Source organism: Enterobacter cloacae complex sp. IR5403, from assembly GCF_049238705.1.
Taxonomy (GTDB): Bacteria; Pseudomonadota; Gammaproteobacteria; order Enterobacterales; family Enterobacteriaceae; genus Enterobacter; species Enterobacter hormaechei_C.
In genome coordinates this window covers 103,176-124,015 of the sequence record NZ_JBMKHP010000001.1, presented here as the reverse complement: position 1 = coordinate 124,015, position 20,840 = coordinate 103,176, and the positions used below count along the sequence as shown (strand labels likewise).

The 20,840-nt window shown below is 54.4% G+C and carries 23 protein-coding genes; 13 read left to right on the top strand and 10 right to left on the bottom strand.

Annotation, left to right across the window (positions count from 1 at the left end; translation table 11 throughout):
- Positions 1–13: 13 nt before the first annotated feature.
- Positions 14–445, bottom strand: a complete 432-nt coding sequence (locus ACOTW6_RS00700) for a universal stress protein (RefSeq protein ID WP_062932638.1) — start codon at positions 443–445, stop codon at positions 14–16.
- 287 nt (positions 446–732) lie between these two features.
- Here ACOTW6_RS00700 and ydfZ point away from each other — a divergent pair, with 287 nt between their 5' ends.
- Complete coding sequence (gene ydfZ / locus ACOTW6_RS00695; protein WP_003857405.1) at positions 733–936, top strand: putative selenium delivery protein YdfZ; 204 nt, start codon at positions 733–735, stop codon at positions 934–936.
- 44 nt (positions 937–980) lie between these two features.
- Here the strand turns inward: ydfZ and ACOTW6_RS00690 are convergent, their stop codons facing one another.
- The 5 genes from ACOTW6_RS00690 to ACOTW6_RS00670 all read right to left on the bottom strand — a co-directional run bounded on the left by ACOTW6_RS00690 (position 981) and on the right by ACOTW6_RS00670 (position 6,807).
- The gene (locus tag ACOTW6_RS00690) at positions 981–2,444 is read right to left on the bottom strand and encodes a mannitol dehydrogenase family protein (protein WP_062932637.1); all 1,464 of its coding nucleotides are present in this window, start codon (positions 2,442–2,444) and stop codon (positions 981–983) included.
- A gap of 223 nt (positions 2,445–2,667) precedes the next feature.
- Entirely contained in the window at positions 2,668–4,047 is a 1,380-nt protein-coding gene (locus tag ACOTW6_RS00685) for an MFS transporter (protein WP_062932636.1), read from the bottom strand.
- A 73-nt stretch (positions 4,048–4,120) separates the two neighbouring features.
- Positions 4,121–5,140: a Zn-dependent oxidoreductase gene (locus ACOTW6_RS00680; protein ID WP_062932635.1), complete on the bottom strand. Its 1,020-nt coding sequence runs from the start codon at positions 5,138–5,140 to the stop codon at positions 4,121–4,123.
- Positions 5,141–5,154: 14 nt separating this feature from the next.
- The gene (gene manD, locus ACOTW6_RS00675; RefSeq protein WP_090278229.1) at positions 5,155–6,369 is read right to left on the bottom strand and encodes a D-mannonate dehydratase ManD; all 1,215 of its coding nucleotides are present in this window, start codon (positions 6,367–6,369) and stop codon (positions 5,155–5,157) included.
- A gap of 111 nt (positions 6,370–6,480) precedes the next feature.
- Positions 6,481–6,807 (bottom strand): YnfA family protein, encoded by a 327-nt coding sequence (locus ACOTW6_RS00670; RefSeq protein WP_003857412.1) that lies wholly within the window; start codon positions 6,805–6,807, stop codon positions 6,481–6,483.
- Between the two features lie 150 nt (positions 6,808–6,957).
- Between ACOTW6_RS00670 and ACOTW6_RS00665 the strand changes: the two genes are divergently transcribed.
- Positions 6,958–7,296 (top strand): DUF1283 family protein, encoded by a 339-nt coding sequence (locus ACOTW6_RS00665; RefSeq protein ID WP_006808856.1) that lies wholly within the window; start codon positions 6,958–6,960, stop codon positions 7,294–7,296.
- The gene (gene speG / locus ACOTW6_RS00660) at positions 7,296–7,856 is read left to right on the top strand and encodes a spermidine N1-acetyltransferase (protein WP_003857416.1); all 561 of its coding nucleotides are present in this window, start codon (positions 7,296–7,298) and stop codon (positions 7,854–7,856) included. Before ACOTW6_RS00665 ends, speG begins: the two co-directional genes overlap by 1 nt.
- Positions 7,857–7,873: 17 nt before the next feature.
- Here speG and ACOTW6_RS00655 read toward each other — a convergent pair whose 3' ends face one another.
- On the bottom strand, positions 7,874–8,584 hold the full coding sequence (locus tag ACOTW6_RS00655; protein WP_062932632.1) for a YnfC family lipoprotein: 711 nt from the start codon (positions 8,582–8,584) through the stop codon (positions 7,874–7,876).
- Between the two features lie 191 nt (positions 8,585–8,775).
- Here ACOTW6_RS00655 and ACOTW6_RS00650 point away from each other — a divergent pair, with 191 nt between their 5' ends.
- From ACOTW6_RS00650 to ACOTW6_RS00620, 7 genes are all read left to right on the top strand, one after another.
- The gene (locus ACOTW6_RS00650) at positions 8,776–9,630 is read left to right on the top strand and encodes a beta-1,4-mannosyl-glycoprotein beta-1,4-N-acetylglucosaminyltransferase (RefSeq protein WP_023296534.1); all 855 of its coding nucleotides are present in this window, start codon (positions 8,776–8,778) and stop codon (positions 9,628–9,630) included.
- Between the two features lie 102 nt (positions 9,631–9,732).
- On the top strand, positions 9,733–10,038 hold the full coding sequence (locus ACOTW6_RS00645; RefSeq protein WP_047731958.1) for a DUF1161 domain-containing protein: 306 nt from the start codon (positions 9,733–9,735) through the stop codon (positions 10,036–10,038).
- Positions 10,039–10,168: 130 nt separating this feature from the next.
- Complete coding sequence (gene ynfE, locus ACOTW6_RS00640; RefSeq protein ID WP_213788719.1) at positions 10,169–12,607, top strand: selenate/tellurate reductase subunit YnfE; 2,439 nt, start codon at positions 10,169–10,171, stop codon at positions 12,605–12,607.
- A 10-nt stretch (positions 12,608–12,617) separates the two neighbouring features.
- A complete protein-coding gene (locus ACOTW6_RS00635) occupies positions 12,618–13,235 on the top strand; it encodes a DMSO/selenate family reductase complex B subunit (RefSeq protein WP_062939351.1) in 618 nt (205 codons plus the stop codon).
- Position 13,236: 1 nt separating this feature from the next.
- Entirely contained in the window at positions 13,237–14,091 is an 855-nt protein-coding gene (locus ACOTW6_RS00630; RefSeq protein ID WP_421766218.1) for a dimethyl sulfoxide reductase anchor subunit family protein, read from the top strand.
- Positions 14,092–14,135: 44 nt separating this feature from the next.
- Positions 14,136–14,750 (top strand): Tat proofreading chaperone DmsD, encoded by a 615-nt coding sequence (gene dmsD / locus ACOTW6_RS00625; protein WP_062932629.1) that lies wholly within the window; start codon positions 14,136–14,138, stop codon positions 14,748–14,750.
- A 109-nt stretch (positions 14,751–14,859) separates the two neighbouring features.
- Positions 14,860–15,171: a YebG family protein gene (locus tag ACOTW6_RS00620; RefSeq protein ID WP_003857437.1), complete on the top strand. Its 312-nt coding sequence runs from the start codon at positions 14,860–14,862 to the stop codon at positions 15,169–15,171.
- A gap of 114 nt (positions 15,172–15,285) precedes the next feature.
- On the opposite strand, the gene ACOTW6_RS00615 is transcribed toward ACOTW6_RS00620, so the two are convergent.
- From ACOTW6_RS00615 to ACOTW6_RS00605, 3 genes are all read right to left on the bottom strand, one after another.
- Positions 15,286–15,600 (bottom strand): hypothetical protein, encoded by a 315-nt coding sequence (locus ACOTW6_RS00615; RefSeq protein WP_062932628.1) that lies wholly within the window; start codon positions 15,598–15,600, stop codon positions 15,286–15,288.
- Between the two features lie 38 nt (positions 15,601–15,638).
- Positions 15,639–16,316: a type A chloramphenicol O-acetyltransferase gene (gene catA, locus ACOTW6_RS00610; protein ID WP_062932627.1), complete on the bottom strand. Its 678-nt coding sequence runs from the start codon at positions 16,314–16,316 to the stop codon at positions 15,639–15,641.
- Between the two features lie 85 nt (positions 16,317–16,401).
- Entirely contained in the window at positions 16,402–17,286 is an 885-nt protein-coding gene (locus ACOTW6_RS00605) for a LysR family transcriptional regulator (protein WP_116329883.1), read from the bottom strand.
- 114 nt (positions 17,287–17,400) lie between these two features.
- On the opposite strand from ACOTW6_RS00605, the gene ACOTW6_RS00600 reads away from it, so the two are divergent.
- The 3 genes from ACOTW6_RS00600 to ACOTW6_RS00590 all read left to right on the top strand — a co-directional run bounded on the left by ACOTW6_RS00600 (position 17,401) and on the right by ACOTW6_RS00590 (position 20,666).
- Positions 17,401–18,528 carry an alpha/beta hydrolase gene (locus ACOTW6_RS00600; RefSeq protein ID WP_074135684.1) on the top strand — a complete coding sequence of 376 codons (1,128 nt, stop codon included), beginning with the start codon at positions 17,401–17,403 and terminating at the stop codon, positions 18,526–18,528.
- A gap of 57 nt (positions 18,529–18,585) precedes the next feature.
- The gene (locus tag ACOTW6_RS00595) at positions 18,586–19,770 is read left to right on the top strand and encodes an MFS transporter (protein ID WP_062932624.1); all 1,185 of its coding nucleotides are present in this window, start codon (positions 18,586–18,588) and stop codon (positions 19,768–19,770) included.
- A 146-nt stretch (positions 19,771–19,916) separates the two neighbouring features.
- Complete coding sequence (locus ACOTW6_RS00590; protein WP_047719423.1) at positions 19,917–20,666, top strand: YoaK family protein; 750 nt, start codon at positions 19,917–19,919, stop codon at positions 20,664–20,666.
- The last annotated feature ends 174 nt before the right edge of the window (positions 20,667–20,840 follow it).

The following is a 20,840-nucleotide window of genomic DNA, read 5'->3' as shown; positions in this document are numbered from 1 at the left end:
TGCGGCGAAGTAATTAGCGGACCACTAATACCGGAATAGTGGCGTAGCGCAGGATAGTTTCAGCATTTGAACCCAGCAGATGCGTTGTAATGCTCGGGTTTTTTGATCCGATAACAATAACGTCGTATTTCCCCTCTTTGCTGAGCTTGATGATTTCATCGCGTACGTTGCCGAAGCGAACTTCACAGTCAATATTGTCCGGGGACATATTAAAGAGCCGTTTCAGCGCCTTCATCTTCTTATCAGACTCGGCGGTCATATACTCTTCGAACTTCTTAATATCGGCATTGAACCCCCGCAGTAACGAACGGCTGCTGTTAGGGAGTATGTTGACCAGGGTGATCGTCGCGCCTTCCGCCTTCGCGAGGTTGACCGCATGGCGTACCGCTTTATCGCTCAAATCCATTTCAAACACGTCAACAGGCATCAAAATTTTCTTATACATAAGCCTGACTCCTTTTCCTATGAAGGGTTATTTTCTGCCTCCAGAATGACATTGTGGATATAAACAAAGCCTAAACACTTGCACCTAGAAACTATCAATTAAGGAAAATAACTGTCCGCTTTGTAAAGTGGTGTCCTGAACCGTCAACGCCTGCATGAAATAAGAAAAAAGTGTGAGCTTGATCAAAAGCAAATAATTTCTTTAAAGAGAGGCGTATTAATAGTGCCCCGTGAACGGCAGCCGTTGAATTAGCGCCGTAACGGATAAGTACGAGAGGAGAGAATACCATGATGACATACGACCGTAACCGAAATGCAATCACCACTGGCAGCCGCGTCATGATTAGCGGCACAGGTCAGTTCGGCGTGATTAAAGCGATCCACAGCGACGGCCTTAATGCCGAGCAGGTGCGTCGTGGTAAAACGGTTGAAGTGGAAGGATGCGAAGGTAAGTTCGAACCGATTGAGCTGATTCGTCTGGGCATGCACTAAGCTGCGCCCCGACATGCCGCCGCGGACGGCGGCATGTCATCGCGTTAAAGCCGGGCGGCGTACTCAGCAACCGTGGCCTTCGCGCCTTTTTGCAGCAACGTCTGATAAGCCTGCATGACCGCAGCCACAAACACCGCGTCCTTCGGCAGCTCGTTACCGAAAATAGCCTCAATGCCCAACAGCGCGCTAACGCGGCTTTCGCCTTCAGCGCTACCGTTTACCGCCGCCTGAATCACCGCCAGCTGCGGATCGCTCACCTCAATCGCGTTACCCTGCTCATCCACACCGCCGACATAACGCATCCAGCCCGCCACACCGAGGGCCAGCAGCGGGAAAGGTTTCTGGTGGACAAGATGCCAGCGCACGGAATCGAGCATACGCTGCGGCAGTTTCTGGCTACCGTCCATGGCGATTTGCCAGGTGCGGTGACGCAGGGCCGGATTGCTGTAACGCGCGATCAGCAGGTCAGCATAGTGAGCTAAATCCACCCCCTTCACTTTCAGCGTCGGCGCCTGCTCTTTCAGCATCAGCGCATGCGCGGCTGCGCGATAATGTTCATCTTCCATGCAGTCGTTAATGTGCTGATAACCGGCCAGGTAGCCAAGATAGGCCAGGAACGAGTGGCTGCCGTTAAGCATACGCAGCTTCATCTCTTCAAACGGAATGACATCAGAAACCAGTTCCGCACCGGCCTTTTCCCACTGGGGACGTCCGGCGACAAAATTATCTTCCACCACCCACTGACGGAACGGCTCGCAGGCGACACCTGCCGGATCGCGTACGCCGGTCAGCTGTTCGATTTTATCCAGCGTTTCAGCCGTGACGGCGGGCACAATGCGGTCCACCATGGTTGACGGGAAGGTGACGTTCGCTTCAATCCAGTCTGCCAGTTCGCCGTCAACAGCGCGCGCGTAAGCGCAGGTGACACTGCGCATCACGTGGCCGTTCTCCGGCATGTTATCGCATGACATTACGCTGAATGCTGGCAGCCCCGCCACCTTACGCCGCGCCAGCGCTTCAACCACCACGCCCGGCGCCGATTTCGGCTGATGCGGGTTTTTCAGGTCGGCAACAATTAACGGATGATCGAACATCAGTTGTCCTGTTGCCGGCGAATGGCAATACCCTTTCTCGGTGATGGTCAGGGAAACAATGGCGACCTGCGGCTCGCACAGCGCCGCCAGCACGGTTTCCAGCCCGTCGACCTGCGCATGCAGCGCGTTTTTGACGACGCCGACCACGCGCGCCGTCCACGCATCGGCAGACATCTCTGCCACGGTATAAAGGTTTTCCTGTGCCTTCAGATCGGCGATCTGCTGTTCGCCGCCAATCAGGTTAACTTCGCAGTAACCCCAGTCGCTGCCCTGTTCTGCGGCGAGTATATCGGTGTACACCGCCTGGTGCGCGCGGTGGAACGCGCCAAACCCTAAATGAACAATGCGTGCCTTGAGGCTGTCGCGATCGTACTGAGGACGCGTTGCCTTCGCCTGTAATAACCGGTTTTCCATGATTGAGACTCGTTAATTAATGAACGCTGTGATCCGCTGCCGCGTCCTGATCAGAGCGGCAGCGCCTGCTGACTACACCAACTAGAATGGCAGTCGGAGTTAAAAAACGCTGCCATTAACCATACTGATACGTCGTTTTCAGATCTTGATTTACATTAACTTTTCGCCATGTGGTGTGACATCAGTGAAAAGTTGTGTGACAGGTAGCGCAAGATGTAAACCATTAACGGCGTGAAGAGAGCGCGCCGTAGGCTACCGCTTCTTTATGAGGTGCTTCGGCTGCATCTTCGGCTTCACTCAGATCGCGGTCGCGCACTTCCGGCATCAGCAACGCGGAGACCAGCCCAATCAGCGAGTACGCCACCAGCATCGCCACAATCGGCCACCAGGACCCGGTCATGTTGCAGAAGATCCCCGCCAGCACCGGACCAAAGCCCACCGCCACCAGACCGCCCGCCTCTTTGGAGATCGCCATGCGGGTAAAGCGGTTCCGCGAACCAAACATCTCCGCCATGGTGATGTTTTCCAGCGCAAACAGCCCGAGCACCGCAAAGTTATGAATAACGATGATAGAGAGCATAATCACGCCCGGCGCGTAACTCTTGTCAACGATAATCGACAGCATCGGGTAAGCCAGAATAATGGCTGAAATGTTAAGGATGATATACGGCAGACGGCGCCCCACTTTATCGGACAGCCAGCCCAGCAGCGGGATGGAGACGAAGCCGAGAATCGAGCTGATCATCAGCGCATCGGTTGGGATCGCCTTATCAAATAACAGCGTTTGCACCAGATACCCGGCAAGGAAGGTCTGGATCAGACCAGAGTTACCGGCCTGACCAAAGCGCAGCCCCGTCGCCAGCCAGAACGATTTGCTCTTAAACATCGCGCCGACCGAGGTATCCTGCGCAGCAACCTGCGCAACGGCTTCGGCGTCGTTAACCTTCTCAAACACCGGACTCTCTTTAAGGTTCATACGCAGCCAGATGGCGAAGATCATCACCACCACGCTGGCGAGGAACGGCACGCGCCAGCCCCAGGCAATAAGTTCTTCACGGTCAAGGGCAAAGAACATCACGGCCCAGATCGCCGTGGCGCTCAGCGTCCCGCAGTTGGTGCCCATGGCCACCAGCGAGGAGATGATGCCGCGTTTACCCTTCGGCGCGTACTCTGCCAGCATGGTACCCGCGCCGGAGATTTCTGCCCCCGCGCCCAGCCCCTGAATAATACGCAGCGTCACCAGCAGCACCGGTGCGAAAATCCCGATCTGCGCATAGGTCGGCAACACGCCGATTAAGGTGGTGCAGATCCCCATCATGGTGATGGTGATAAACAGCACTTTTTTACGGCCAATTCTGTCGCCCATTCTGCCGAAGATAAATGCCCCGACGATACGCGCGATGTAGCCTGCGCCGTAGGTGCCCATCGCCAGGATCAGCGCCATGGCCGCGGACTGCTCAGGGAAGAAAATTTCATGGAACACCAGCGCGGCGCCAAGGGAGTAGAGCTGGAAATCCATAAACTCCAGGGCGGTGCCCAGCCAGCCAGATACGGCGGCTTTCACCAGATCTGACGTACTTCTTTGAGGTTGTGCTTGAGTCATAATGGCTATCTCTGAAAGGTAAGATGCGTACCACTTAGAGCCTGTCTTCGCAGGCTCTTAACCGCGTGAATTATTATTGGTCGAACGTGAGCAAGACTTTGCAGCACTGCCGCTGGTCTTTTTCAAACAGTTCGATGGCGTCTGTAACGTGGTGATAGTCAAAAGTATGGGTGACCAGTTTTTCAGGGTCGATCAGCCCTTTTTCCAGCCAGTCAATGACCACCGGGAATTTGTTGGCATTCAGACGCGAAGAGAAGATCGACAGCTCTTTGCCGGTGATCCCCTGCTGCACGATCTGGCTCGGGTCGCTGGAGAAGCCCATCAGCACGATGCGCGCCGCCGGAGACGCCAGCGTAATCGCTTCCTGTAAAATGGACGGATGACAGGCAGCATCGATGATTAACGTCGGCTTGATGCCTTTTTCATCCAGCGCGGTCTGTAACGACTGCTCGCCGTTGTTGAAGACCCAGTCTGCGCCGCTGCGTTGCGCCATCTCCAGCCGCTCATCAATGCGATCCACCACGATGACCTGCTTCACCTTGTAAACGCCCTTCAGCGCCTGCACGGTAACCAGCCCCATCGGGCCTGCGCCGTAGATCAGCGCCACGTCCTGTTCGGTGGGTTTCGCCTGCCCCGTCACGTTGGCGGCAATGGTGAATGGCTCAACCATTACCGCGTGTTTGTCAGGAATTGCGTCTGGAATGTGCCAGGCATTTTTCGCCGGCACGACGGCGTATTCGCTGAAGCCACCGTCGCGATGAACGCCCAGCACCACCAGCGAGGTACAAACGTTCGGTTTTCCGACGGAACACGGGTAGCAGTGCCCGCAGCTGATCACCGGATCAACCGAAACGCGCTGGCCCAGTCGGGTGCTCTCCACGCCTTCGCCAACCGCGTCTATTTCGCCAAAGAACTCGTGACCGATTACCCGCGGGTATTTCGCAAACGGGTTATGCCCGCGATAGATATGGCTGTCTGAACCGCAGATACCGGCGAGCTTAATTTTGACGCGGACGTCGCCTGCCCCCGGCAACGGGAGAGGACGCTCCTCAATCACCAGCGCATTCGGCTGTTGGATCACTACGCTTTTCATCATTCGCTCCTCGTTTACCAGTTCCAGAGGGTGCCGTCTTCCAGACGGGCCACCGGCAGATAAGCCGGATCGTACGGGTATTTCGCCGCCAGCTTCTCATCAAACTCAATGCCCAGCCCTGGCTTGTCGCCCGGGTGCATATAGCCGTTATCGAAGCGCCAGCTGTGCGGGAACACTTCCAGCATCTGCTCTGAATACCCCATATACTCCTGCACGCCGAAGTTCGGTACCCACAGGTCAAAATGCAGCGCCGCGGCGTGGCAAATCGGCGACAGATCCGACGGGCCGTGTGAGCCGGTACGCACCTGGTAGAGTGAGGCAAAGTCCGCAATGCGACGCATCCCGGTGATGCCGCCCGCATGGGTTATGGTGGCGCGGATATAGTCAATGAGCTGCTCTTCAATCAGCTGCTTGCAGTCCCAGATGCTGTTGAACACTTCCCCCACCGCAATGGGCGTGACGGTGTGCTGGCGGATCAGGCGGAAACACGCCTGGTTTTCAGCGGGAGTCGGATCTTCCATCCAGAACAGACGGTAGTCTTCAATGCTTTTGCCGAACCGCGCCGCTTCGATGGGCGTCAGACGGTGGTGCATGTCGTGAAGGAGATGTTCATTGAAACCGAACTGGCTGCGCACTGCGTCGAACAGTTTCGGCGTGAAGTCGAGGTATTTCTCGGTGGACCACAGCTGCTCTTCCGGCCAGGCGCCCTTGGTCGCAGGCTCATACGCCAGCCCTTTCCCTTTAGCCATGCCGTAGGTGGTTTTCATTCCCGGCACGCCGCACTGCACGCGAATTGCCTTGAAGCCCATCTCTTTATGACGGGCATAATCTTCCAGCACGTCGTCAATGGTGTGCCCGGTGGTGTGACAATACACCATCACCCCTTCCCTGGAGGCCCCGCCCAGAAGCTGATAGAGCGGCATGTTCGCGGCTTTCGCCTTAATGTCCCACAGCGCCATGTCCACGGCAGAAATCGCTGACATGGTGACCGGACCACGACGCCAGTAAGCGCCTTTATAGAAGAACTGCCAGATATCTTCGATGCGGTGCGCATCGCGGCCAATCAGCTGAGGGCACAGGTGATCTTTCAGGTAGGAGGCAACGGAAAGTTCACGTCCGTTCAGCGTGGCATCACCCAGGCCGACAATGCCCTCATCGGTGGTGATTTTAAGGGTGACAAAGTTACGCCCCGGGCAGGTGACAAATACTTCAGCCCCGACAATCTTCATAATCCATTTCCTTACATCGCTCGTTGTGATGCAGGAAATTTACGCAACTACACTACTACCATACAAGTATAATGATCGTAAAATCAGCGGACGATCACACTATGAGGACGCTTACGCGCGTCCCCAACCAGCCACGATGATCAACATGCCGCACAGGGCAATCAGCGCGCCTGCCCAGTCATACAGGCTTAGCCTGACGCCATCGACAACGCGCAGCCACAGCAGCGCGGTACAGACGTACACTCCGCCGTAGGCGGCATATACCCTCCCGCTGGCGGCCGGATGCAGGGTGAGCAGCCAGACAAAAAGGGCCAGGGACACACCCGCCGGGATCAGCAGCAGCGCGGAAGCGCCCCGCTTTAGCCAGAGCCACGGCAAAAAGCATCCGATGATTTCGCACAGCGCGGTCGCGAAAAAAAGCAGCGTCGTTTTGAACATTTTTCTCGTTTCGTGAGGATTGATTTAGACATCATACGCGATAATGTTCACATCGTTCCCATACCTGCCGCGCGGGTATGACACCCTTTCGGATTGGTGTAGAATCCAACGGGGTAATCCGATTGTCTGCACCCGTTTAAAGGAAACGCTATGACTACATTAAGCAAACGCCTTTGTCTGACAGCCGTACTGGCGCTGTCATCGTTCGCCTTCGCCGCAACGGCATCAGCCGAAACCAGCAAACTCATCATTGAGTCTGGTGACAGCGCGCAAAGCCGTCAGAACGCCGCCATGGACAAAGAACAATGGAATGACACCCGCAGCCTGCGTCAGAAAGTGAATAAGCGCGTGGAGAAAGAGTGGGATAAAGAAGACGTCGCGTTTGATGCCCGCGACAAATGCCAGCAAAGCGCCAACGTCAACGCTTACTGGGAGCCTAACACCCTGCGCTGTCTGGATCGTCGTACTGGCCGCACGGTAGCACCGTAATGTCAACGCCGTGTGACGTTAAGCTCCGTCCGCTGGAGCGCGAAGATTTACGCTTTGTTCACCAGCTCGACAACAATGCCAGCGTGATGCGCTACTGGTTTGAAGAGCCTTATGAGGCGTTTGTCGAGCTGTCCGATCTCTACGACAAGCATATCCACGATCAGAGTGAACGCCGGTTTGTGGTGGAGTGCGAGGGTGAGAAAGCCGGGCTGGTTGAACTGGTTGAGATCAACCACGTTCACCGTCGGGCGGAATTTCAGATCATTATTTCACCGGAGCACCAGGGGAAAGGTCTTGCGTCGCGGGCGGCAAAGCTGGCGATGGATTACGGGTTTAACGTCCTGAATCTCTATAAGCTTTACCTTATCGTCGACAAAGAGAACGAAAAAGCGATTCATATCTACCGTAAGCTGGGCTTTATGGTGGAAGGTGAACTGATCCATGAGTTCTTTATTAACGGCGAATACCGTAACACCATCCGCATGTGCATTTTCCAGCATCAGCATCTGGCCGGGCATAAGTCCTCCTCCGCCAGCCTGCTTAAACCCACCGCGCAGTAACCTGCGCGGTTTTATTCTCAATAATATTCAATGCTGTTTTTGATGGTGTACTTGCGCTCAACGGCAGGTTTGACGCTGTCATCGGTGATCACCAGCTCACAGCTCACCGGGTTGTTGTGGCGATCGTAATCACAGCTCTGCTTTACATTGCCCATCGGTTTATCGTTCAACAGGCTTACCGCCGTATAATCCATGCGCTTGCGCAGATCTTTCGACGGCACCGACTTGACCGATAAACGCTGGTCGCCGGAAACCGTAGTTTTACCCAGCGGGTAGCCGTCGGCGTCATACTGGTACTTCACTTCCATCTCTTTGCTGTGCGCGGCAACCACAAACCCGTTATCGTCCGTGTCCCACGTCAGGCCGGCAGACGGCAGTTCCGCCAGCTGACATTTTCCCTGCAACTTTACCTTCTGTTGCTGGGTTTCCGCATCGACGTAGTAGTTAGCATCCAGCACCAGCGCAACGCCCGTATTCGCTTCGAGATCGTGCAGTTCAAGCGTATCGAAACACCCTTCCGTCGACATCGTTCCGGTCACACGTTTAGAGACTTCACCCTTATCGTTGAACAGCGTCTGGGTAAAATCCTTCACCGGCCCGCGCAGAGGATCAAAATCAAACTCGTTCGAAAAGCTCGCCATCTCCGGCGTAAATGACAGCGGCGCGGTGTTGTTGTCGCATCCCACCAGTACCGTTGCCAGTAGCGTTATCGCTGCGTATTTGTTCACATCATTTACCGTTCAGAGAGAGATACAATCATATTAGCAAATACAGCAACTTACATAACAGCACTTCATTTGACTCTTCGCGCTGTAGAATTCCGTCGTTTGCATTGACGGAACCTGTCAAAGTGGCTACTTTGGGCGCGGAAGATTCCACACTATTATAAAATTAGATTTTAAATTTTCGGGTTAACATCATGATTTACGACTGTTTTTTATACTATGACGAAGATATGTTGCTCGACATCAGATTACATACTCTCGCTGATGTCGTTGACCGTTTTGTCATTGTAGAAGCAACACACTCTTTTACAGGCATACCGCGAGAATTGCATTTCGATATTACGAAGTTTGCCAAATTCAAAGACAAAATCATTTACGTGCCTTTTGACGCGCAGCCTATTTTAAACCGTGCGGATAATAACCAGGTTGATGCCTGGGCAAATGAAGCAGCGCTTCGCAACTCCATTATGAACGGGTTAAAGGACGCGGCAGACGACGATCTGATTCTGGTGTCAGACGTTGACGAAATCTTCTCTCCCGACACGGTCAGGGCCATTAATCCGCGCGCGCTCTGCACGACTATTCATCAAAACGTGTTCAACTATCAGTTTAATCTCCAGGTTCACAACACGGATGGTACGCCGAGAAAATGTACCTTGCCCCGCGCAACGTCCTATTACAACCTTAAGCATTTCTTCCACGGTGAACCTGAATCTTTCCGAAACTGGAAGCGTGCGCGCAAAGATAAAAACTGGTCATGGTTTAAATGGAACTGGCTAAAAATCAATAATAAGGTTGTGAAAGATGGCGGCTGGCATTTCTCCTGGGTAATGACCCCAGAAAGAATTTCCGAAAAAATGTCTACCATTTCTCATACCGAATACGATCTGCCGGAATTCAATAACCCGGAACATATTATGAAGGTTATCACTAACGCCGAAGATATCTGGGGACGAGACCGAAAACTGGTCAGGCAAGAAGTATCAAAACGCACCCTGCCTTCTTATCTGGTAGACAATCAGCACCATTATTCGCAATTTATTTTATGACGCAGGCAGGGCTCCAGGACAATTCAGAAAGACAGACCCAAAAACAAAAGCTTACCCTAACCCTGCTATGCTTATAGTCCACACAGTGAAAAGGAGCTACAGATGAAACGGTTACCCTGGATTACCGCCCTGCTGTTAATGAGTGCTTCACCCGCTCTTCTTGCGGCCCCGGATTCCTGCGAGCGCGTGAAAAGCGACATTCAGCAGAAGATTATCAACAACGGCGTGCCGGAGTCTGGCTTTACCCTGAACATCGTCCCGAACGATCAGGCCGATCAGCCGGATGCGCAGGTCGTTGGGCATTGTGCCAACGATACTTTCAAAATTTTGTACACCCGCACCAGTAGCGGCAACTACCCGGTGAGCGGCGCAGGTACGCAGGAGAATGCGCCAACTGAGCCGCAATGATTTTCCCATTCAATTCCCCTGATTTGACGAGGATTAATATTTAATACCTCTAAATAAGTAACACTCCCCCCATCATTAGCCCGGTTGTAGTCACGGGTGAAAATAATTATTAACAATGATGGGGTGAGTCATGTCCGAAGTTGAACATCACGGCGGAATAAGCCGTCGAACTCTGGTTAAATCTACTGCCATAGGATCCCTGGCGCTTGCCGCCGGTGGGATCGCATTACCTTTTGGTCTGAAAAGCGCCGCCGCCGCTGTGCAGACCGCTATTCAGCCAGCGGAAGATAAAGTCGTCTGGGGCGCCTGTTCGGTAAACTGCGGTAGCCGCTGCGCCCTGCGTCTGCACGTTCGCGATGACGAAGTCTATTGGGTTGAAACGGATAATACCAGCGAGGATATTTACGGCAACCATCAGGTTCGCGCCTGTCTGCGAGGCCGTTCAATACGCCGTCGCATTAATCACCCAGACCGTCTGAACTATCCGATGAAACGCGTGGGCAAACGCGGAGAAGGCAAGTTTGAGCGTATCACCTGGGAAGAAGCGCTGGACACCATCGCCGCGAGCCTGAAAAGCGTGGTCGAAAAATACGGCAACGAAGCGGTCTACATTAACTACTCCTCCGGAATTGTAGGCGGCAATATCACCCGTTCCTCCCCTTATGCCTCGCTGGTCGCGCGCCTGATGAACTGCTATGGCGGCTTCCTCAGCCACTACGGCACCTACAGCACCGCGCAGATCGCCTGCGCAATGCCCTACACCTACGGCAGCAACGACGGCAACAGCACATCGGATATCGAAAACACCAAACTGGTAGTGATGTTCGGCAATAATCCGGCGGAAACGCGCATGAGCGGCGGCGGGATCACTTACTACCTCGAGCAGGCGCGCGAACGGTCAAACGCGCGGATGATCGTTATCGATCCGCGCTATACCGACACTGCCGCAGGGCGTGAAGACGAGTGGATCCCGATTCGTCCGGGCACCGATGCCGCGCTGGTGGCAGGTATTGCGTGGGTGCTGATTAATGAAAATCTGGTCGATCAACCTTTCCTCGATAAATACTGCGTGGGTTATGACGAAAAAACCCTGCCGGAAGGCGCACCGGCTAATGGTCATTACAAAGCCTATATTCTCGGCCAGGGTGATGACAAAACCGCGAAAACCCCGGCGTGGGCGTCTCGCATAACGGGCATTCCTGCCGATCGCATCATTAAGCTGGCCCGTGAAATCGGTTCGGCGAAACCGGCCTACATTTGCCAGGGCTGGGGCCCGCAGCGTCAGGCTAACGGGGAGCAAACGTCCCGGGCCATCGCCATGCTGCCGATCCTGACCGGCAACGTCGGCATTAACGGCGGTAACAGCGGCGCGCGCGAATCGACCTACACCATCACCATCGAACGCATGCCGCTGCCGGAAAATCCGGTGAAAACGCAAATCTCCTGCTTCAGCTGGACGGATGCCATCGTGCGTGGACCGGAGATGACCGCCCTGCGCGACGGCGTACGCGGCAAAGATAAGCTCGATGTGCCGATCAAGTTCATCTGGAACTACGCGGGTAATACCATCATCAACCAGCATTCCGATATCAACAAAACTCACGACATTTTGCAGGATGAGAGTAAGTGCGAAACGATCGTTGTCATCGATAACTTTATGACCTCATCAGCGAAGTATGCCGATATTGTTCTGCCGGATCTGATGACCGTCGAGCAGGAAGATATCATCCCCAACGATTACGCCGGCAACATGGGATACCTGATTTTCCTCCAGCCGGTTACCGCCCCGAAGTTCGAGCGCAAGCCCATCTACTGGATCATGAGCGAAGTGGCGAAACGCCTCGGACCGGATATCCATCAGAAATTCACTGAAGGCCGTACGCAGGAGCAGTGGCTGCGCTACCTGTACGCCAAAATGGTCGCCAAAGATCCGCTGCTGCCGTCCTACGACGCGCTGAAAAAAATGGGTATTTATAAGCGCAAAGATCCTAACGGACATTTTGTGGCCTATAAAAAATTCCGTGACGATCCGGATGCCAATCCGCTGAAAACCCCGTCGGGCAAAATCGAGATCTACTCCAGCAAGCTGGCGGATATTGCGGCGACCTGGGAACTGCAAAAAGACGAAACCATCACCCCACTGCCGGTCTATACCTCAACCTTTGAAGGCTGGGACGCGCCCGAGCGCAGCAAATTCCCGCTGCAACTGTTCGGTTTCCACTTTAAAGCCCGTACCCACTCCAGCTACGGCAACGTGGATGTGCTCCAGGCCGCCTGTCGCCAGGAGGTGTGGCTTAACCCTGTGGATGCGGAGCAACGTGGTATCAAAAACGGGGATATGGTGCGCGTCTTCAACGACCGCGGCGAAGTGCGTATTGCCGCGAAAGTCACGCCACGCATCATGCCCGGCGTAAGCGCGATGGGCCAGGGCGCCTGGCATGACGCCAACATGAGCGGCGATCGTGTCGATCACGGCTCCTGCATCAATACCCTGACCACGCACCGCCCGTCACCGCTGGCGAAAGGCAACCCGCAGCACACGAACCTGGTGCAGATCGAGAAGGCATAAGGATTAACCAATGACAACCCAGTATGGATTTTTTATTGATTCCAGCCGCTGCACCGGGTGCAAAACCTGCGAGCTGGCCTGCAAGGATTACAAAGACCTGACCCCGGATGTCAGCTTCCGGCGTATTTATGAATACGCGGGCGGCGACTGGCAGGAGGATAACGGCGTCTGGCATCAGAATGTCTTCGCCTATTACCTGTCGATTGCCTGCAACCACTGCGAAGATCCGGCCTGCACCAAGGTCTGCCCGAGCGGGGCAATGCACAAGCGCGACGACGGTTTTGTGGTGGTGGACGAGGATGTCTGCATCGGCTGTCGTTACTGTCACATGGCCTGTCCGTACGGCGCGCCGCAGTACAATGCCACCAAAGGCCACATGACCAAGTGCGACGGCTGCCACAGCCGCGTGGCGGACGGCAAAAAGCCCATCTGCGTCGAGTCCTGCCCGCTGCGCGCGCTGGACTTTGGCCCGATTGAGGAGCTGCGCAAAAAACACGGTCAGCTTGCTGCCGTCGCGCCGCTGCCGTCTGCGCACTTCACGAAGCCGAGTATTGTGATTAAACCTAACGCCAACAGCCGTCCGACGGGTGACACCACCGGCTACCTGGCAAACCCGAAGGAGGTGTGAGATGGGAAGTGGATGGCATGAATGGCCGCTGGTGATCTTCACCGTTTTCGGGCAGTGCGTGGCCGGCGCGTTAATCGTGACGGGCTTCGTCTGGCTTAAGGAAAATGATGACAAGGCCAGAATGCGTATCGTGCGCAGCCTGTTTTTTCTCTGGCTGGTAATGGGTATTGGGTTTATGGCCTCGGTACTGCATCTAGGCTCCCCGCTGCGTGCCTTCAACTCGCTTAACCGCGTGGGCGCGTCAGCGCTGAGTAATGAGATCGCGGCGGGTTCGATCTTCTTTGCCGTGGGCGGTTTCTGGTGGCTGGTGTCGGTTATCGGTAAAATGCCCCCAGCTTTGGGCAAAATCTGGCTGGTTGTCAGCCAGCTCCTGGGCATCGTTTTCGTCTGGGCGATGACCCGGGTCTATAAGATTGAGACTGTCCCGACCTGGTATACGGGTTACACCACGCTGAGCTTCTTCCTGACGATGGTCCTTGCTGGTCCTCTGCTGGCCGCGCTGCTGCTGCGCGTGGCAAACGTGACATTCAAAGGTACTCTTGCCGCGTCTGTCAGCGTACTGGCACTTATCGTCTGCGTGGCGGTCGTCGTGTTGCAAAGCAATACGCTGGGGACGATACAGAGTTCCATCCAGCAGGCTAACGCCCTGCTTCCGGATTATGGTTCGCTTCAGGTATGGCGCATCGCGTTGCTGGCGGCGGGTTTAGGCTGCTGGATCTGCCCGCTGATTCGTCGTCAGGAGCCAAAAACGCTCGGCCTGTTTGCAGGTGTCGTGCTGGTGGCGCTGGGTGAACTGATTGGCCGTGGGCTATTTTATGGTCTGCATATGACCGCAGGGTTAGCAATTGCAGGTTAACACAGGTGCGCGGGGCTACCCGCGCGCAAGTAAGGAAAGTTGTAATGAATGAAGTCTCACACCGCGAATCGTTCGCGTTCAGCGCCCGGGTACTGGGCGCGCTGTTTTATTTCGCCCCAGACAGCGAGCAGACCGCGCCGCTGGTGAGTGCCCTGACCGCAGGTGACTGGGTTCAGGACTGGCCGCTGGCGGAGGAAAACCTGCTGCCCGTCGCCAGTATGTTTAAGACCCCATTGGATGAAGCGTTGAAAGACGCCTGGCAGCGTCTGTTTATTGGCCCGTATGCCCTGCCCGCCCCCCCGTGGGGCTCGGTCTGGCTTGATCGCGAGTCCGTGCTGTTTGGCGATTCGACCCTCGCGTTGCGTCAGTGGATGCGTGAAAACCATATCGCCTTTGAGATGCAGCAGAATGAGCCTGAAGATCATTTCGGAATGTTGCTGATGCTGGCGGCATGGCTTGCCGAGAACGGTCGCGAAACAGAACGCGACCAGCTTCTTGCGTGGCATCTGCTGCCATGGAGCACGCGTTTCCTGAGCGTATTCGTTGAAAACGCGGCCCATCCGTTCTACACCGCGCTGGGTAAACTTGCCCAGCTGACGCTGGCGGAATGGCAGTCCACTTTGCTGATCCCGATTGCCGAAAAAACGCTGTACCGATAACAGCGCCTGGCTTGTCCACCCGTTGTGCAGGCCAGGTTCGCACATTTTTGCTGCAACACAACGTCACAACTGTTATGCTGTATATAATTACAGTATACGGGGGTGCACAATGGCTGTTGAAACAAAATTTGTTGTCGTAAGAAAAGGTGAAGAGAAAATGACATTTGCCAGTAAGAAAGAGGCTGACGCTCACGACAAACTGCTCGATATGGCAGAAGCGTTCACCGACTGGCTGTTGCAAAGCGGAATGCAGATGGATGAAACGCAGGCGGAGAATCTTGGTCTGTATCTCGCCGAGCAGAAAGAGTCCGTGCAGCATATCCTGCGTACCAGCAAGCTTCCCGAGCGCAATGCTGCAACGGATAAAACAGCATCAGATGCGGATAGCAGCAAAAAAATCCGGGCCGTCAAAGCCGCCTGATCGTCAGAACGTCTCATCACCTGTCCTGTTGCCGCGGGCCGGAAACGGCTCGCGGCTTTATTATGGTCGGCTGAACCTTATATTCATCAACCATAACCGTGAAATTACGTCCTGTTATCTTGATTTGTCCGCCTCAACGTTTACGCTGATATTCAGCCTTTTTGCTTCCATGGTTATTATTGTTTTGGCCTGGTCCTTATCGCCCCCGTGCACTTTATCTATCAGATCCTGTACAAGGGTCATCATCAGAAAATTTTTATTTGCAGGATAAAAATCTGTCGTAGTGATCCCGTTATCCTTCAGGCGCTGATGCGCCACCGTCTCTGTATCTGCGATTATTTCTGCCACTTTCTCATGCATGATCTCGATCTGCTCGAAAACAATGCGGTTAATCATTTCAATCTGTTCTGGCGTAAAATTCGGTTCCATTATTTCCCCTCGTCAGGCGTATGTTAAAAACACGTGCATCACACGTTGGGCGCCTCTGAATGGTGCGGTAAATTATCACACAACTCTTGTAACTCGTTGATCATCCTGGCCACATGAAAGCCATCACAAACAGAATGATGGACCTGAACGGCGAAAGGCAACAAGACTTTTCCATCCTGGTCATAGTATTTTCCAAACGTGAACATGGGCGCAAAAAAATTCCGCATGTTAGCGACGTTGACGTTAAAACTGCTAAAACTGACCCACGGAATATCCGATATGAAAAATATATTCTCCTGGGACTCTTCCTTAGGCCAGTAAGCAAGGATATTGCCATAGCGGGCAACATCTTCTGCATAAACGCGCTGAAAATGGTGAATATTTCCATCGTAATGACTCCACAACGATGAAAACGTCTCCGTTTCTTTATGGAAAAGGGTATAGCTTGGATGAACCTCATTCCATATTACAAGCTCATCATCCTTCATGGCCATACGGAATTCCGGATGCCGGTTTACGACGTCAGAAATTAGGGAAATAATCGCAGGATAAAATTTCCAGCCAACCTCTTTGATATGCTTTAGCAGCACGGTAATGTCCAGCTGAACCGTTTGGTTAAATGTAGATTGAGCAAAGCCCTGAAATACTTCAAAGTGTTCCTTTCTTGCCCAACGTGATAAGTCAACTACCGTATATTCTGGCGTTATTTTTGTCATTTCATAGCCTTAGTTGAGCTGCGCTATATAAAATAGTAGCGTATCACAAACCCAGGGGCTGTATAGACCGTAGCGTAGAGGCACCCTAAATTTTCAGCGTATCAATCACCGCTCTCAGCGCCGGGGACACGTTGCGGTGTGGATAATAGAGGTACAGTCCGTCCATCCGCAGGCTGTAGCGCTGTAAGACGCGTATAAGCGTGCCACGCTCCAGATCGTCAGCCACCAGCTCAACCGGGACATAGGCCAGCCCGAGTCCCAGCCTGGCCGCTTCGGCCTCCATGTAGCTGTCGGAAAAGGCCCATTGCCCCTCCGGGCGGTGAGTAACTCGCTTCCCGTCCTGAACCAGCTCCCATTGATAGTGGTTACCGTCGGCAAACTGGTAGGCAATGCAGGGATGAGCATCCAGATCGGCGGGCGTCTGCGGGAAACCATAGCGCCGAAAATGCGCCGGAGCGGCAACCACAGCCATCTCCATATCGGGCGTGATGCGCACGGCAATCATTCCTTGTCCCACCTCCGGCCCCAGCCGGACGCCCGCGTCGAATCGCTCGGTAATGATATCCACGAACCGGCTCTCATTCATCAATTCCAGACGGATATCCGGATAACGCTGTTTGAAGATAGCAAGCTTTGGCAGCAGGCATTTTTCGATGGCGTGCTGGCTGGCATTAATGCGCACCGTGCCGGACGGCGTCTGGCGATAATGCGCCAGTCTTGTCAGCCCGGTATCGAGCGCATCAAAGGCTGAACCAGCGGTCTGGTAAAGTTGCTCCCCGGCATGGGTCAGCGACAGTTTGCGCGTGGTACGCACCAGAAGCTGAACGCCCAGCCGCTCTTCCAGCTCGCGAACCGATCGGCTGATGCCGGATTGTGCCAGCCCGAGCCGTTGCGCGGCTGCCGTGAAACTTCCCTCCCGCACCACCTGGATAAACAGATACAGCTCATTGTAGTTTTCCCGCTTCGCCATCATGTCTCATCAATTGATAACAATATGATATTAATCCTAGCAGCTTTTGGCCTCTAATCAGCACTATTTCTGCTAACTATAATGACCGCATGACAACAACACACGGTACCTCTTATGCAAACATTCACCCAAAAACTGTCCGTTGCGCTGCTGCTATGCGCATCATTAAGTGGAGTGACAACAATGAGTTATGCAGAAACACGAAATCCTGACGCCCCCGTTTCGATGGTGACAACCTGGGATAAGACCTTCGCCAGGAGCGATAAAGTCGACCACCGCAAGGTGACGTTCGAGAACCGATACGGGATCACCCTGGTCGGCGATCTGTACATTCCCAGGAACAGCGGCGACCAGAAGCTGGCGGCGATTGCCGTCAGTGGACCATTCGGTGCGGTTAAAGAACAATCCAGCGGTCTTTACGCCCAGACTCTGGCTGAACAGGGGTTCGTGACCCTGGCCTTCGACCCATCCTACACGGGTGAAAGCGGCGGCCAGCCGCGTAACGTTGCCTCCCCTGATATCAACACCGAAGACTTTAGCGCCGCAGTGGATTTCCTCGGATTACAGAAAGAAGTCGACCGTAACCGTATCGGCATTCTCGGGATCTGCGGCTGGGGCGGTATGGCGCTGAACGCGGCATCCATGGATACCCGCGTGAAGGCGGTCGCCACCAGCGTAATGTACGATATGAGCCGCGCGATGGGTCACGGCGTGGGCGACGGGAGAGATCGTTATTCAGCGGCCGATCGCCGGGCCGTGTTGCAGTATCTGAACGCGCAACGCTGGAAAGATGCTGAAAGCGGCACCTTCGCCCATGGCGGCCACGATATTTATGTCGATGAAAACGGTAAGGTAACAGCGGCCGGGCGTATTCTGCCGGAAGCATTGCCCGCCGATCCGCATCCGGTACTGAAAGAGTTCTATGATTACTACCGTATGCCGCGCGGCTTCCATGCCCGTTCCGTAAACTCCACCGGCGCATGGACCGCGACCATGCCGTTGTCCTTTATGAATATGCCGCTGCTGAGCTATGCCGGGGAGATCACCATCCCAACGCTGATTGTGACCGGTGAAAACGCGCACTCACGTTATTTTGCGGAAGATGCGTTTAAAGCTGTCGGCAGCAAACAGAAGGAACTGGTGATTGTTCCCGGTGCGAATCACGTTGATCTCTACGATAACGTCGCAGGGAAAATCCCGTTCGCGCAGTTCGGGCAGTTTTTCAAAACCAGTCTGGATTAATTCTCTTCGCCCCCGGCAATCAGGGGGCTTATCTTCTCTTCGCCGTGAATTACACCTATGTCCACACTGAATCAAACCTCATCCCGTGATGCTGAGCGTGCACACTGGGGCGGTATTTTTGCCATGACCCTGTGCGTTTTTGTCCTCATTGCCTCGGAATTTATGCCCGTCAGTCTGCTCACGCCCCTCGCCAGAGACTTAGGGGTGACAGAGGGGATGGCTGGCCAGGGGATCGCCATCTCTGGGGCGCTGGCTGTCCTGACCAGCCTTTTTCTTTCCCGGCTTGCCGGGAATATGAATCGCAAACATCTTCTTTTAGGCATGACCGTCCTGATGGCGCTGTCAGGGATCATTATCGCCTTCGCCCCGAATGCTCTGATGTATATGGCAGGCCGGGCGCTGATCGGCATCGCCATCGGCGGTTTCTGGTCGATGTCTGCTGCCACCGCCATTCGGCTGGTGCCTCAGCATCAGGTCTCTCGTGCGCTGGCAATTTTCAACGGCGGCAACGCGCTGGCGACGGTGGTCGCCGCCCCGCTGGGCAGTTATCTCGGCTCGACCATTGGCTGGCGCGGCGCGTTTCTGTGCCTGGTTCCCGTGGCGATTGTGGCGTTCATCTGGCAATATTTTAGCCTGCCCAACATGGGCGGGCACCAGGGTCCGTCGCCACGTAAAAGCCTATTACGCCTGCTCCACCAGCCTGCGGTTTCGGTGGGTCTGATGGCGTGCGGCCTGTTCTTCATGGGACAGTTTGCGTTATTTACCTATGTGCGCCCCTTCCTCGAAACCGTCACCCACGTCAGTCCTTCCGCCTTATCGCTGATCCTGCTCACTATCGGTATCGCAGGTTTCATCGGCACGCTGATCGTCGCGCTGGCCCTGAATGCCGCGTTTTACCTCACCTTAATGGCCATACCGCTGCTTATGGCGCTGATTGCAGGGGTATTAATGCTCACCGGTGACAGCCTGTGGATCGTGGCCCTGCTGTTAGGTTTCTGGGGAATGCTGGCAACTGCGGCCCCCACGGGCTGGTGGACGTGGATCGCCCGTACGTTACCGGAAGATGCCGAGGCTGGCGGCGGGCTGATGGTCGCGGTGATCCAACTCTCCATTGCGCTTGGCTCAACGGCGGGTGGCGTGGTGTTTGATACCTTTGGCTGGCAGAGCACCTTCGCTTTAAGCGGCATATTACTCCTGAGTGCCGTAATACTGACTTTTACGACGTCGCGCCATCGGAAATAAGGCATTATATTTACAAGGTTATTTTATTTAATTACAAAACCTCGCACTCCTCCCGTTGAAATAATAATTAAGCAATATCCTGGTCAGCCAGCGACATCGCTTTGTTAGCTTGAGCATTCAGGCAAAGCTCAAACCGGAGGTATTCTTTGCTGATTAAATTAAAGAAAGAACGAACGCATCAGGAGGATCGTCGTCTTGCCCTCTGGCTGGCGACCTCCGCGGGACTGCTGAATGCCATTGCGCTGGGCGCGTTCGGCTTTTTTCCCTCGCATATGACGGGTAATACCTCGCAGTTATCCAGCGAAGTTTCCTCCACCGATCTCAGCGATATTCTTTTCTTTGGCGCCATTATTCTGTCGTTTGTCTCAGGCGCCATCGCTGCGCGGATTATTGTTATCTGGGGGATTATCCATAACGTCAGGCTGGTATTCAGCCAGGTTCTGTTTGTTGAAGGGCTATTACTGGCCGGGGTATCCCTGTACGAAATGTATTTTCACTCCTTCGCCACGAATCAGGAGATTATTATTTTCCTGTGCGGGTTGATGGGCATTCATAATTCCACCTCCACTCAGCTATCCGGCGGTCGGGTGAGATCCACGCACATCACCGGCACGCTGACCGATGCGGGCATTTCGCTGGCCTCCGTTATGGTCGCCATGCTGCGCCGGGATTACTCCAAAGATACGGCCGCGCAAAAGAGTCAGCTCAAGACCCATTTAACTACCCTTTTCTCCTTTATCAGCGGCGGGATCGCGGGGCTGATCCTGTTCAGAGCGTTTGGATTCCACGCAATGCTGGCGCTGGGCCTGATGCTGGTACTCGTTGCCGCCTTCTCTATCGTCCGCATCTCGTGGCGGGTACGCAAGGTGCGCGCCGCGCTCAGTCGTCAGGTTTAATCAGCACGCCTTACGTGACGTTGTCACCTAAGGCGTGCTTCTTTAAGACTATTCTGCCTGCCCACTGACAGCCCTTATGCCATAAGGCTTCACTCAGGTTGTCACTAATTTCATAGGGTTACTGTTTTACCCCCTTCGCTGGAACCCTTCCGTTTCGCTTGCTATAGGTGAAGT